Below are 12,878 nucleotides of genomic sequence, written 5' to 3'. Positions count from 1 at the left end.
CCACTTTCGCCCCTCGCGACCTCGTAGGACAAGCGAGAGTTGTTGGGTGTCACGTCGTAGGATCGCTTACATGTTGAACTTGGAGCGGCTGCGCACCCTCGATGCCCTCGCCCGCCACGGCTCCGTCAGCGGCGCCGCCGACGGGCTCCATGTCACCACCTCCGCCGTGTCCCAGCAGATGGCCAAACTGGAGCGGGAGGTCGGCCAGCCCCTCCTGGCCAAGAACGGGCGCGGGGTGCGGCTCACCGATGCCGGCCGGCTCCTCGCCGAGCACGCGGCCCGGATCATCTCCCAGGTCGAGCTCGCCCAGGCCGATGTCGAGGCCCGGCGCGGGTGCGCGGTCGGCGAGCTGCGCATCGGAGCCTTCCCCACGGCCATGCGGGGGCTGCTGCCGCAGGTGCTGGCGCAGTTGCGGGCCGAGCACCCCGAACTGCGGCCCCGCGTACGGGAACAGGAGCCGGAGGACAGCATGCCCGCCGTGGTCCGGGGCGACCTGGATCTGGCCCTCGCCATCGACTGGCACAGCAAGCGGATGCCGGTACCGGCCGAGCTCACGCGGGCCCACCTGCTGGACGACTCGATCGACATCGCGGTGCCGGCGGGGCATCCGCTGGCAGGGCGCGCCGGGATCTCCCTGGCCGAATTCGGCGGAGACGACTGGATCTCCTGGACCGAGGGGCAGTTCTGCCACGAGTGGCTGGTCTCCACCCTGCGCGGCACCGGCATCGAGCCCCGGATCACGCACATCGCCGAGGAGCACCACACCCAACTGGCCTTCGTCGAGGCCGGGCTGGGTGTGTGCGTGGCTCCCCGGCTGGGGCGCGGACCCGTGCCGCCAGGGGTCCGGCTGCTGCCGGTGTGCGACAGCGTACGGCGCCACGTGTACGTCGTCTGGCGGGCCGATGCCGACCGCCGCCCGTCGATCCGGGCCGCCGTCGAAACCTTGAGGAGGGTGGCTTCCGCCGCGGCCGGCGGGGCCCCGGTGGCGGGCGGGACGGCCGCCGGGGCGGTCGGCGGGGCGGCTTAGATCTTGCGGAAGTCCCATGACACGATCGAGTCCGGTGTCAGCCGGATCCAGGCGTGCCGGCCGTCGTGCGGCATCTCCGTGATGCCGAAGTTCTTGACGGGGAAGAGCCGCTCCGGCTCCGCCAGTTCCTCGCACGGCTCGCCCGTACGGGGGGCCTCGCCCACGAAGACGGCCGTACCGGACAGTTCGACCCCGCGCAGCTCGTCGTAGGCCTCGCCGGCATCCACGACCACCGAGATGCGGGGATCCTTGCGGATGTCGGACCAGCGGCGGCTGCGGGTGATCGAGTACAGCCACAGGGAGGTGCCGTCCCAGACGAACCAGAGGGCGCCGACGTGCGGGCGCCCGTCCGGGGAGACCGTGGCGACCCGACAGGTGCGCTGCTCGCGCAGGAAGGCGTCGGTTTCCTCGCCGGTCATCATGATGCGGCGGCCCCGCCGCTGCGGCCTGCCCGCGGACGCCCCGTCCGTGGACGTCTGGTCCGTGGGTGTGCCGTTCACGAGTGTGCCGTCCACCGGTGTGCTGTCCATATGGCCCGCGCCCCTTCACATCTGACTATGTGTCAGGAATCATGCGTGCTCTTCCGTCACCACGCCAGGGGGAGCCATGCCCGATCTCGATCCCGCCACCACCGCACTGCTCACCGTCGAGTGCCAGAACGGTGTCGTCGGGGAGGAGAGCGCCCTCCCGGAACTGGCGAAGGAGGCGCGGGACTCCGGCATGCTGGACCGGGTGGCCGCGCTGGTCGAAGCCGCGCGCGGGGCCGGGGTGCAGGTGCTGCACGCGGTGGCCGAGCGGCGGCCGGACGGGCTCGGGGCCAATGCCAACGCCCGGCTGTTCCGGGCCGCGGGGAAGCTGCCGGTGCGCCAGTTGACCGGCAGTCCGGCCGTGGAGGTCGCCGCGCCCATCACCGTCGCCGAGCAGGACCTAGTGGTGCGCCGGCTGCACGGACTCTCCCCGATGGCCGGCACCGACCTGGACGCCCTGCTGCGCAACCTCGGAGTCCGCACCCTCGTCGTCACCGGGGTCTCCTCCAACATCGCGATCCCGAACACCGTCTTCGACGCGGTGAACCTCGGCTACCAGGTCGTCGTCCCCTCCGACGCCATCGCGGGCGTCCCCGCGACCTGCACCGCCGAGGTGATCCGCAACTCCCTCTCCCTCGTCGCGGCCATCACCACGGCCGAAGCCCTCATCGCCCAGTGGGCCCCGGAGCGCTGACCTCCACGGGTACGGCCGCGCCCGCCGGCGCGGCCGTACCCGCAACGTCCCCTGGGGTTACGGGACCCAGTGGTTGCCGGAGGCGGTGATCATGACCTGGAGCTGGATGCTCGCCGAGAAGTAGCTGCTGGTGTCGATCGGAGCGGCCAGCATCTTGTTCCACAGCGCGTCCAGCCAGGCCTGGCTGCCCGGGTCGGTCATGGCGGCCAGGGCGAACGGGGCGAAGTACGCGGCCTCGCTGCCGGCGGAGATCTGCGTGCCGTCGAGCTTGTAGCCGATGGCTATCTTGTTCGGGTCTCCGCCCGTCTTGGCCTTGATCCAGGTGTTGACCTTGCGGGCCGCCGCGAGGGACTTGGCGTCCCCGCTGGTCACCGCGTCGTCCGCGATGCGCCACGGGGTCCGGCAGGCGTTCCACCAGTAGGCGCCGTCGTTCGGGTCCTCGAGGACCTGGCCGGGGGCCGGCTTGGGGGTGCTGTTCGTGTTGACGACGAAGTCGGGCAGGAGCCCGGTGTTCGGCGCGTAGGAGGCCTGCAGGTTGGTGATCTGGTTCTGGTGCGCGGTGCGGACGGTGTCCCAGGTGGAGTCGCCCGTCGCCGTGCGGAAGGCCCGGAAGTGGTCGACCATCCAGTCCGAGGTGCGGGTGATGTAGTAGTACTGGTCGCCGGAGCTGCTCCAGTCGCCCAGCTTGAGCAGGTTGGTGGACGGGTTGAGCTCGTCCTTCTTGATGGCGTTGATGTGCTTGATCGCGAGGGCCTTGTAGTTGTACGTGCCCGCGCTGCCCCACTGCTTGTCGGCGAGGAGCAGCCCGTACGCGACGTCCATGTCGCCGTCGGTCGCGCCGTCACCGCCGTTGACGCTCCGGCAGGAGGTGTCCTGCTCCGCGGCGAGCAGGTCCGGGTTGACCGACGAGGGGTGGTCGATCGTCCACTTGGTCAGACCGTCGAAGATCTTCTTCGCGTCGGGGTCGGCGCCGGCCATCGTCGCGGCGATCACCATGCCGTACCCCTGCGCCTCGGCCACGTAGGGGTGGTCGGCGTCGGGGGAGATGACCTGGTACCAGCCGTTGCCGCAGTTCTGCCGGACGAACGCGGACTTCCAGTGGGTGTAGTAGTCGATGGTCTTCTGGTCGAGCGTGCCCTGGGCGCCGGTCGGCTTCAGCGTCCCGGCGGTGTAGGGACGGGTGTGGCTGCCGAACGGAACGGCCGGACCCGAGCCGCTCGCGGGCTGGGTGGTGACGCTGAGGGCGTTGCTCGCCGCGGAGGTGTTGCCCGCCGCGTCCCGCGCCTTGACCGTGTAGGCGTAGCCGGTGGAGGCCGTGAGGCCGGTGTCCGTGTACGAGGTCCCGGTGGCCGTTCCCACCTGCGTGGCGCCGCGGTAGACGTCGTAGCCGGTGACGCCCACGTTGTCGGTGGCGGCGTTCCAGGCCAGCGAGACGCTGTTCGAGGTGGTCGCCGTCGCGCGCAGACTGCCCGGAGTGCTGGGGGCGGTGGTGTCGGAGCCGCCGGAGACCGGGGAGCCGTAGACCTCGAACTCCCAGAGGGAGTAGCCGTACGCGGTGCCCCGCGCGGTGCCGTGCATGCGGACGTAGCGGCCGGTCCCGTTGACCGTCAGGTCGTCGGTCGCTCCGTTCCCGGTGCTGGTGGAGTAGACGTCGGTCCAGTTCGTCCCGTCGTTCGAGGTCTGGATCTTGTACGTCTTCCCGTACGCGGCCTCCCAGCTGAGCTTGACCCGGCTGATGGTGTGCGCCGTTCCGAGGTCGATGCGGATCCACTGCGGGTCCACGCCTTCAGCGCTGGCCCAGCGGGTGGAGGAGTTGGCGTCCACGGCCTTGGCCGCTTCGAAGCCGCTCGCCTCGACCGAGGATGCGGTCGTGGGCTTTCCTGCGGAGACCAGCACCGGGGCGGCGGCCGCGGTCGCGCGGGCCGATACGCCGGCCACGGCGGCCGTCGCCGCGGGGGCGCCGAGGCCGCTGAGGCCGGCCATGGCGGCGGCGAGGGCGGCGACGCCCGCCAGGGGGCGGTGCCAGTGGGGGCGGCGGTCTCTGTACGCGGGGCGTTGCTGATGTGCTCGTGACATCGGGCGTCCTCGGGTGGGTGCTGCGCGAGTGGGGGGAGCGGCCGGGTCGGCCTCGGGTCGGCCTCGGGTCGGCCTCTCCGCCAATGGTTAGGAATGGTTCCTAACCATTGGCGGAGAGAGTAGGAACGGAACGGGGTGTCGCGCAAGACCCCGGGCGCGATCCGTCGGCATGATGCCGCCCGGCGCCCGGACTTCGGGTACGTCCCCGTGGACATGCCCCCGGGCATGCGGGAGTTGCGCGTCACCTGCCGCTACGGCGGGCCGCACACCCCGCCCGGCACCCCGGGCACGTTCTTCAACTGGCGGTACTGGTACGGCTACCGCTACCGCAACGGCCGCTCCGGGCGGTTCGCCCGCGCCGCGTTCACGAAGTCGAGCCGGCCCGGTTCCCGACCCGGGACGGGCCCGGATGGCCCTGGTGGACGAAGGCGGCCCAGACCGCCGGGTGGTCCAGCTCCGGACCGCCGGCCAGTTCCTCGAGGAGGCTGTCGTCGAGGGAGCCCGGGTTCCGGCGCTCCGGGTCGAGCATCCAGCTCTGGGCCGAGTGGAGCGCGTCCACGGGACTCAGTCCCTCGACGGTCAGGTAGTGGTGGAACACGGCCATCATCAGGGCCGCGGCCGAGTCCCTGGTCGCCCACCGGGATCCCACCACGTCCCGCGCGCCGTTCGCCACGAAGGCGCTGGTCAGGGTGAGCGCCTCGTCGTGGTCGCGCTTGCTCAGGTCCGTCTCGCAGGCGCTGAGTACGACCAGGGGGCCATCGGGGGCGTGCTGTTCGCCCGCCGGGTGATCGAGCAGCCGCGCGACGGTCAGCAGATCGCTGCTCCCGTCTCCCTCCGGCCCGCCCGTCTCGGGGGCCAGGCGCAGCGCCGACGCCGTCGGGTTGGTACCGGCCGAACCGTGACAGGCCACGTGGAGCAGGGACGGGGACCCGGCGAGGGCGGCGAGCAGGTTGCTCGGCGTGCCGGCCGCGGAGGGGGTGACGGGGGGCTCGTAGAACTCCCCGTACAGGCGCGCCCGCGGGTAGAGGGTCTGCTGGAGCGCCACGACCTCGAGCTCCGCGTACGGGAGGCTCATGGTCGGGTCCGCCACCAGGACGGGGGCGTCCGCCGGGGCCCGCCTGCCGCGCCGGACCGTGTTGAGGAACTGCCGGCCGGACGCCGCGTAGCTGATGAACATGATCTGGCACACGTAGTCGCTGGGCGCCGCGGCCGGCAGCCGTGCCGCGTGCCAGGGCACGACACCCAGGCGGCCACAGGGCACCAGCACGATCCTGGGGCCGCCGGGGCGGTCCCTGCGCCGGTTCTCGTTCGCGGCGAGCCGCTCGCCGACGCCCGTGATCACCGGGAGGATCACCGCTTCCGTCGCCCAGTCGCAGAGCTCGGACAGTGCGTCCTCCCAGGTCTGCGCGGCCCCGGGCGCGGGGGACCGGACCTGGTACGCGGCCGAGGCGTCGAGGAACCGCTCCAGGGGGCCGCTCTTCTCCCCGGACAGGAGCGGCAGGGCCCGTACGCCCGTGCCCATGTCCGGGCCCAGTACGACGGCCATGCCCGGTGTGTCGCCCTCGCCCGCGAGCAGGTACACCAGCGCGTCCGCGTCGCCCTCGGCCAGCCCGGCCTTGAGCTCGTCGACCGTGGGGGTGCGGAAGAGGGCGCCGTCCCGCTCGCGGTGGCCCAGCGCCTCCAGGGCCCGGCGCCGTAGGGAACTGGGCAGCTCGCGGGGGAGCGCCTCGGTCGCCGGTGCGGCTCCCTCGGGTGCGGGTGCGGGTGCGGGTGCGGCTGCGGGTGCCGGTGCTGCCGTGCGCCACTCCTGTGCGAGGCCGTGGTGGCCGCGGGCCTCCAGCAGTTCCGGTACGGCCCGGGACGCGGACGCGGCTTGCAGCACCAGGGCCCGGCCCAGTTCCAGCGCGGCCACCGCTTCCTCGACGCGGCCGTGGGAAGCGGCCCAGATGGCGGCCTGCACCCCGCGCTCGGCCCCGGTGCGGGCGGTCAGCAGGCCGTGGTCGGGGCCGGACTGCAGGACGACGTCACCGGCGAGCGCCTGCAGCGACTCCATCGCCGTGTCCGTTGCGGCGTCCCGGTCGGCCGGGTCGCGGGTGAGCCCCAGACGCATCCGGTAGTACTCCGCGAGCTGCCACAGCGCGGAGAAGGCCAAGAGCTGCGACCGGCCCTGGCGGACCTCGTCGCGGACGTGCTCCAGTCCGCTGATGGCGGCGTCCAGATCGGCGGGGTCCCGAGAGGTGGAGTAGCGGAGGCCCGCCGTCATGGCGGCGAGGTACCGGGTACCCGTCGTGCCGCGCGCGTCAGGCGCGGTGGGGCCGGGCATGAGGTCCGGTGTGCGGCTCATCACGGCCCGGGAGGCCCGCAGTCCCTCGACGACGGTGGCGACCTCCGCGCGGAAGAACGCGGTCTCGTCGGGCCTGCTCGTCAGCGCTGTCTCCTGCTCCTCCAGGCCGCGTACGACGGCCTCGTCGTCGCGAGTGAGTTCGCCGAGCGATACGAGTGAGGAACCGTGGACGAGCAGCACCATCCAGCGGAACGGATGGTCGGCGGGCACGGAGGTTTCGAGCGCGTCCAGTTCGCGCATCAGCCGCAGCGCCCCGTCCACGTCCTGCGCTTCCTGCGCGGCCCGGATGCCGAGCAGCAGGCCGATCGCCTGGGCCGCGACGGTGAGATGCGCCTCTCCGGGGTGCGCGGTTCCCCTCTGCGTGTAGTGGTCGACGAAGGAATCCCTGTGCCGGAGGGCCTCGACGCCGTCGACCCGGCTGCCCCCGAGCGGCGCGGCCGTCTGCAACACCATGCGCATCAGGTTCTGGATCTCGGAGGCCTGGCCGTGCCCCGTCGGCAGACTGTCCAGATGTCCGCCGAGCCGCTCGAGAAGCTGGTTGACGGACTCGGGGTCGCCGGATCGCACGGCTTCCGTCAGGCCCACCATGGCGGTGAACAACGCGGCTGTGACGGCGGGTTCGGTCTGGTCCTCAGCCTTCCCCGTCGTGGGCGCGGACTCGGGAGGCGAGGGGACGGTGCCCGGCTCCCGCGGGTCCGAGGGGCCGGGGCTCGGCGGGATCAGGCCCGCCATGGCCTGCAACTGCTCCATGAGCGGGAAATCGGGGGGCAGCATGCTCAGCAGCGTGTCGGGGTCGAACCGGTCGCCCTTCGCGTACGACAGGATGTCCTGCATCTGCTGGAACTGGCCCTGGAGTTCCGGTGGCAGCGCCGGCAGCTTGCCTATCTCGGCCGCCAGCGCCGAGATCCGCGCGATCTCGGCGGCGTTCTGCGCGGGATCCGTCACCAAGGCGCGGTCGATGAGCGACCACATGTCCGTGGGCACCCCGGCTGAGCGGTCCTGGGCGGGGCTCGACACCATCAACAGGAACGTCGCCGCCCACTGCCTGTCCTCGTCCGTCATCAGCTCCCCGGCGGGCGTCGCCGGATCCCGTACCTCCTCCAGGAGGCGCCGGGCCCGTTCCGGGTCGTCCGGTACGCCGCGCGCCTGGAAGTGGCGTATGGCGAGCAGGCCGCCGAGCATCAGGGTGACCCTGCCGAGCAGCAGCCGGTCGTGGTCCAGGAGCTCCCGGAGCCTGGAGAGTTCGGCGACCGACGCCTCGAACTCCTCCGCCGAAGCGAGGTGGTTCCCGTCCTCCGGCCCGAGCAGACGGGCCGCGCGCTCCGCCGCCCCGTCGGCCCAGGCCCGCAGTGCCCGGACCCCGCCGCTCTCCTCCTCGCCCACCATGTCTCCACGCCCCCCGTCCGCCCCGGTGAATCCGTACGGTCGTTCCCTGCGGCCCATGATGGCCGGACGGTGGCTTCCGCCGGTACCTGATCGTCGCCAACTTCCCATCAGCCGACCTGAATTCGACCGGAAGGCACCCCGGAAGGCCCGTCGGGGCGGGAACGGGTCGAACAGCGGGCGAGAACCGGGTGCGGCCTTCACCGCCGGGCCGTCCGATGCTTCGCTGATCGTGCGGGGGGCGAGGGGGAGGGGCGGCGTGGACATCGGTGGGGCGACCGCCGCACCGGCAGCGGTCGTGCTCGCCGGCGCACCGATGTCCACGCCGTCGGAGGGGGTGCGGGACCGCGCGAGGGGTCGGCATAGTGGGGGTGATCCACGGGCCGTCGAAGGCCGGTGAGGGCTGTCGGGGGCTGACGGGGACGGTCGAGGGCCGTGTACGGGGGGCCCGGAAGGCGGGGATGCGGGTGGCGGGGGAGGAGAGCGGTGGCGTCGAGGGGCTGCGCACCTGGGTGTCGGACGCGATCGAGCGGGTGAAGCGGCAGCTCCCCGGCATGGGCGGCGGTCCCCCGTCGCCGTACGCCTCCACGGCCTCGGTCGGCGAACTGGAGCAGCTCGCGCGGTTGTTGGACCACGACGAGGCCCTGCGCGGCTCGGTGAACGTGTGGCTGGCAGGTGCGCTGACCCTGCGGGACGCGGCGGGGGCCGGCTCGGCGGGGGACCGGGAGCGGGCCGAACGGCTGTTGCGGGAAGCCCGGGACCGTACGGCGCCGCCGGGGGAGGCGGTGACCCGGGAAGAGCAGCGGTGGGCGGCGCTGTTCCTCATGAGCCACGTCACGCCCGTCAAACCGCAGCAGGGACCCTTCGCGGCGGCGCCGGACCTCTCCGGCTACCTCGACTGGCTCCGGGAAGCGGGTGCCGCCGGGATGATGGCCAAGGCGGCGGAGTTGGGCACGCTGATGGACGAAGCGGCCGAGCTGCCGCTGTCGCCGGAGATGCTCGGTCCGCTGCGCCAGGGGCAGGCGCTCTTCGCGGCCCCTTCCGCCCAGGGACTCTCCGATCTGCTGACGGGCATGGTGCCGCCCGGTTCGCCGTTCGCGGACCAGCTGAACCAGATGGTCGAGGGCATGCTCGGGGCGATGGCGTCGGCGGGACCGTCCTCCGCCGCGCGCGCCCCCGGGCCGGTGTGGGAGCGGGACGTCGACCCGGACCCGGACCCGGTCCAGGCCCCGGTCCCCGTGCCGGAGTCGAAGCCGGAGCCGGTTCCCGAGCCGGTCCCGGTCCCGGTCCCGGTCCCGATCCCGGACCCGGTCCAGGCCCCGGAGCCGGACCCCGTGCCGAAGCCGAAGCCGAAGGCGGTTCCCGAGCCGAAGCCGGTTCCCGAGCCGGTCCCGGTCTCGGTCCCGGTACCCGCCCCGGCCCGGGGCCCGGCCCCGGATCCCGGGCCGCAGCCGCAGCCGGTTCCCGAGGCGGCCCCTGTACCGAGCGCGGTCCCGGGCCCGGAGCCCGGGTCGCGGCCCCCGCTCGACGCCGATGCCTTCCGCAACATGGTCGCCGCCCTGGATGCCGTGAACGCGACCAGCCATGGGCTCGACTCCCTCCTCGACAGCGGTGACCCGCACGCACTCAACGAGCTGCTCCAGAGGCTCCGTTCGCTACAGGACCTGCCCATGCCGGGCCTGGAGTCGGCGGCGGGGGCTCTGGAGAGCCTGCGGGCACTGCTGCTGAGCATCAGTTCCACCGTGGGCGGCAGTTACCAGGACCTGTCGGCCGGCCGTGCCCACATCGGCGCGGTCGCCGAGCACTTGGAGAACTCGGCAGGAAAGCTGCCTCCGGGGCTGGGGGACCCCGCGGCCTTCTCCCGTGCGATGGAGATCATCTTCCGGGCGATGGAGGCGAGGGAGGCGGAGGACGTCCCCGCGATCCGGCAACTCGTAGGGGAGGCCGAAGCCCTGGGGGCCGACGTCGCGGAGGGTGTCCCGCTCCGGTTCGCCGCCGACTGGGCACTCGGTACGGTCCACGCCTCGCTCGGCATGCTGACCCGGGACAAGGAGGCCCTGCTGGAGGCCCTGCCCCACATCGAGCGGGGGATGGCCCGGGCCGAGGGGAGCGGGCTGCCGTTCGCCGATGAGCTGTCCATGCCGTGGGCGGGGGAGCTCGAGCTGATCCGCGCCGCCCTCACGGGCGACCGGGAGGGCCCGGTACCCGACTACGTTCCCCCGGCCCCGGACGCCTCGATGGAGGATCTGTACACCTCCACGCTCTCCCTGGGCATGCGGTTCGGCCTCGACGGCGACCCGGCGGTGCTCGATGCCCTGATCGGGGAACTCGAACGGCTCCGGGTCGGCGTACGGGAGGGCCGTGCGCCGCGGATCGCCGCCGACGCGCTGTGGCAGCTGGCCGAGTCGTACCACCTGCGCCGGCGCCTCGCGAAGGCCGAGCCGGACCCGGAGGACACCGGCGTCGTGGACGCCGCCGCGGAGGCGCTGACGGCGCTCGCCGCCGACGTCCTCCTCCAGTCGGGCGTCGAGCACGGACTGCTGGCTGCCCGTACCGGGGCGAGCCGCGGCGTACGGGCGGCCCGCATGGCGGCCTCGTACGGCAGGCTGCACGAGGCCGTGGCGGCCCTCGAACTGGGGCGGGCCCTGGTCCTGCAGGCGGCCTCCACCGCCTCGGCCGTACCCGAACTGCTGGAGGCGGCCGGACGCCACGACCTCGCGGAGGCCTGGCGGTCGGCCGCCGGGGACGGTGCCCCCGGCGACGCGGGCGAGGTACCCGGACTGCTCCCGAGCACGCTGCGCCGCGAGGCCCTCGACGCCCTCGGGTACCGCGGGGAAGGGGGCCTCCTGGGCACTCCCACGCTGAACGAACTCGCTGACGGGCTCGCCGACGCCGGTGCGGACGCGCTCCTCTACCTGGTGGCCGGAGACACCGCGGGCCCCGGCCTGGCGATCGTGGTGGGGCCGGAACTCGGAGCCGGTGCGGGCGCACTGCCGCAACTGCGCGACGCCGAGGACGGGCCCCTCGCCCGGTACGTGGAAGCAGCAGCGGCGCGGGACGGCAGCCCGCACGACCCGTCCCTCGCCCGAGCGTGGGAAGAGGCCCTGGAGGAGCTGTGCGAGTGGGCCTTCCAGGCCCTGGGCCCGCTCCTCGGCGAGATCGAGGAGCGCCTGACGGCAGCCGGTGACGGCCGGGACGGGCCGCCGCGCATCGTCCTCGTGCCCTGCGGGCGCCTGGGCATCGTGCCGTGGCACGCGGCGAGGCTCCCGGCCGGGGCCGCACACGACCGGCTCGTACAGACGACGGTCATCAGCTACGCGGCGTCCGGCGGCCAGTTCCTTCGCACGGCACGGCGCGCACGCCGGGACCCGGCCGCCCTCCCCGTCCTGCTGGCCGACCCGATGATGAGCCTGGCGTACGCCGATACCGAGGTCACCACCCTGCGCGACGTCTTCTATCCGCAGGCCCGGCTGTGCGGCGCGCTCTACGACGAGGAACTGCCGCCCGGCACGCCCGACGCCGTCCTGGGCTTCCTCGCCGACGGCACCTCCCTGCTGCACGTGGTCTCGCACGGGTCCGCGGGCACCCGGCCCACGGTCTCGGCCCTGGACCTCGTGGCCGACGACGCGTACACCCCGGACCCGCTGACGGTGACCCGTCTGCTCGACCACGGGGGCCGACAGGAGGCCTCCGACGGGCCGTTGGTCGTGCTGAGTGCGTGCCAGACCGATCTGAGCATGCGGGACCACGACGAGGCACTGACCCTCACCACCGCGTTCGCCGCCGCCGGAGCCCGGGACGTCGTGGGATCGCGGTGGCTGGCCCAGGACAGTGCGTCGGCGCTGCTCATGGCGGTGTTCCACCACCACCTGGCCGTCGACGGGCTCAGCGCCGTGGACGCCCTGAGGGCCGCGCAGTTGTGGATGCTCGACCCCGAACGCAAGAACCCCGGTTCGCTCCGGGGCGACCTGCTCCGGGAGATGGAACAGCCGGGACTGGAACGGACCGCGCTCTGGGCCGCCTTCATCCACCAGGGACATCCGGGCCGGAGCTCGGCGGACACGGCAGAAGGGACAGCATGAACGAGGAGGGCCGCGGGCCGTCCGCGGAGCCGTTGCTCGCCCTGATCGGCGAGCACCTGGAATCCATCCGTACCGCGCTCGACGCCGCGCAGCACGCCCTGCTGCTCACCCGGCTGAAGGCGCTCGCCGAAGCGTCACCGGACGACGGCATGGCGGTCCGCAGGGCGCTGCAGGGGGTCAGGCTGGCCTTGCGGCCGCTGCCTCGCGAGCATCCGGCGCGCGCCGCGGTGGACGGGGTGCGGCTGGTTGCCGCACCTCCCGGGCCGCAGACCGTGACGGAGGCGCTGAAGCTGGTCGACCTGCTGGCGGCACCGGGCGGGACGCCGGATCCGGACCCGGATCCGGAACCGCAGGCTGTTCCGGAGGCCGCCCCCGCGACCGGCCCGGCGGGGCGCGGCGACCGTGCGGCCGACCCGCTGCTCCGGGAGCCGGCCCTCTCGGCGGCCGAGGTGAGGGCCCGCTGCGGCGGGGCGCCGCCGCCCGAGCTGATCAGACTGCCGGACCCGCCGAACGGCGACCGGTACCCGGAGTTCCAGTTCCCCGCCGGCGGCGGCACCCCGTACGAGGTGGTGCTGGAGGTCAACCGGCTGCTCATGGCGGAGGTCGACCCCCGGGGCGCCGCCGCGTGGTGGTACGGCGGCAACAGCTGGCTGAGCGGGCCCCCGGTGTCCTTGCTGGGCCGGATGCGGGACCACGAACTCGTCGGTGCGGCCACCGCACTCGTGGAGGGGGAGTGATGAGGGGC

The 12,878-nt window shown here is 73.4% G+C and carries 7 protein-coding genes; 4 read left to right on the top strand and 3 right to left on the bottom strand.

Features of this window, described 5'->3' with window-relative positions; translation table 11 throughout:
- Window positions 1-70: 70 nt before the first annotated feature.
- Window positions 71-1,027 carry a LysR substrate-binding domain-containing protein gene (locus ACZ60J_RS35465; RefSeq protein WP_469688292.1) on the top strand — a complete coding sequence of 319 codons (957 nt, stop codon included), beginning with the start codon at window positions 71-73 and terminating at the stop codon, window positions 1,025-1,027.
- On the opposite strand, the gene ACZ60J_RS35460 is transcribed toward ACZ60J_RS35465, so the two are convergent.
- Window positions 1,024-1,449 carry a pyridoxamine 5'-phosphate oxidase family protein gene (locus ACZ60J_RS35460; RefSeq protein WP_469688326.1) on the bottom strand — a complete coding sequence of 142 codons (426 nt, stop codon included), beginning with the start codon at window positions 1,447-1,449 and terminating at the stop codon, window positions 1,024-1,026. The two genes, ACZ60J_RS35465 and ACZ60J_RS35460, sit on opposite strands and share 4 nt — an antisense overlap.
- Window positions 1,450-1,633: 184 nt before the next feature.
- On the opposite strand from ACZ60J_RS35460, the gene ACZ60J_RS35455 reads away from it, so the two are divergent.
- Window positions 1,634-2,248 carry a cysteine hydrolase family protein gene (locus tag ACZ60J_RS35455; protein WP_469688291.1) on the top strand — a complete coding sequence of 205 codons (615 nt, stop codon included), beginning with the start codon at window positions 1,634-1,636 and terminating at the stop codon, window positions 2,246-2,248.
- Window positions 2,249-2,305: 57 nt separating this feature from the next.
- Here the strand turns inward: ACZ60J_RS35455 and ACZ60J_RS35450 are convergent, their stop codons facing one another.
- The gene (locus tag ACZ60J_RS35450; RefSeq protein WP_469688290.1) at window positions 2,306-4,324 is read right to left on the bottom strand and encodes a glycosyl hydrolase family 8; all 2,019 of its coding nucleotides are present in this window, start codon (window positions 4,322-4,324) and stop codon (window positions 2,306-2,308) included.
- 364 nt (window positions 4,325-4,688) lie between these two features.
- The gene (locus ACZ60J_RS35445; protein WP_469688289.1) at window positions 4,689-8,054 is read right to left on the bottom strand and encodes a CHAT domain-containing protein; all 3,366 of its coding nucleotides are present in this window, start codon (window positions 8,052-8,054) and stop codon (window positions 4,689-4,691) included.
- Window positions 8,055-8,512: 458 nt separating this feature from the next.
- Here ACZ60J_RS35445 and ACZ60J_RS35440 point away from each other — a divergent pair, with 458 nt between their 5' ends.
- Both ACZ60J_RS35440 and ACZ60J_RS35435 read left to right on the top strand, forming a co-directional pair.
- The gene (locus tag ACZ60J_RS35440) at window positions 8,513-12,133 is read left to right on the top strand and encodes a CHAT domain-containing protein (RefSeq protein ID WP_469688288.1); all 3,621 of its coding nucleotides are present in this window, start codon (window positions 8,513-8,515) and stop codon (window positions 12,131-12,133) included.
- Window positions 12,130-12,870, top strand: coding sequence for a hypothetical protein (locus ACZ60J_RS35435; protein WP_469688287.1), 741 nt, complete (start codon window positions 12,130-12,132; stop codon window positions 12,868-12,870). Before ACZ60J_RS35440 ends, ACZ60J_RS35435 begins: the two co-directional genes overlap by 4 nt.
- The last annotated feature ends 8 nt before the right edge of the window (window positions 12,871-12,878 follow it).

The organism is Streptomyces sp. NPDC104226 (genome assembly GCF_055584085.1).
Note: the sequence above shows the minus strand (reverse complement) of the source record. Positions and strands in the feature narration are given on the sequence as shown.

What these genes read in the sequence shown, in the direction of transcription:
- ACZ60J_RS35465 (WP_469688292.1), top strand. Translation starts at nt 71, where the DNA reads ATGTTGAACTTGGAGCGGCTGCGCACCCTCGATGCCCTCGCCCGCCAC.
- ACZ60J_RS35460 (WP_469688326.1), bottom strand. Translation starts at nt 1,449, where the DNA reads ATGATGACCGGCGAGGAAACCGACGCCTTCCTGCGCGAGCAGCGCACC.
- ACZ60J_RS35455 (WP_469688291.1), top strand. Translation starts at nt 1,634, where the DNA reads ATGCCCGATCTCGATCCCGCCACCACCGCACTGCTCACCGTCGAGTGC.
- ACZ60J_RS35450 (WP_469688290.1), bottom strand. Translation starts at nt 4,324, where the DNA reads ATGTCACGAGCACATCAGCAACGCCCCGCGTACAGAGACCGCCGCCCC.
- ACZ60J_RS35445 (WP_469688289.1), bottom strand. Translation starts at nt 8,054, where the DNA reads ATGGTGGGCGAGGAGGAGAGCGGCGGGGTCCGGGCACTGCGGGCCTGG.
- ACZ60J_RS35440 (WP_469688288.1), top strand. Translation starts at nt 8,513, where the DNA reads ATGCGGGTGGCGGGGGAGGAGAGCGGTGGCGTCGAGGGGCTGCGCACC.
- ACZ60J_RS35435 (WP_469688287.1), top strand. Translation starts at nt 12,130, where the DNA reads ATGAACGAGGAGGGCCGCGGGCCGTCCGCGGAGCCGTTGCTCGCCCTG.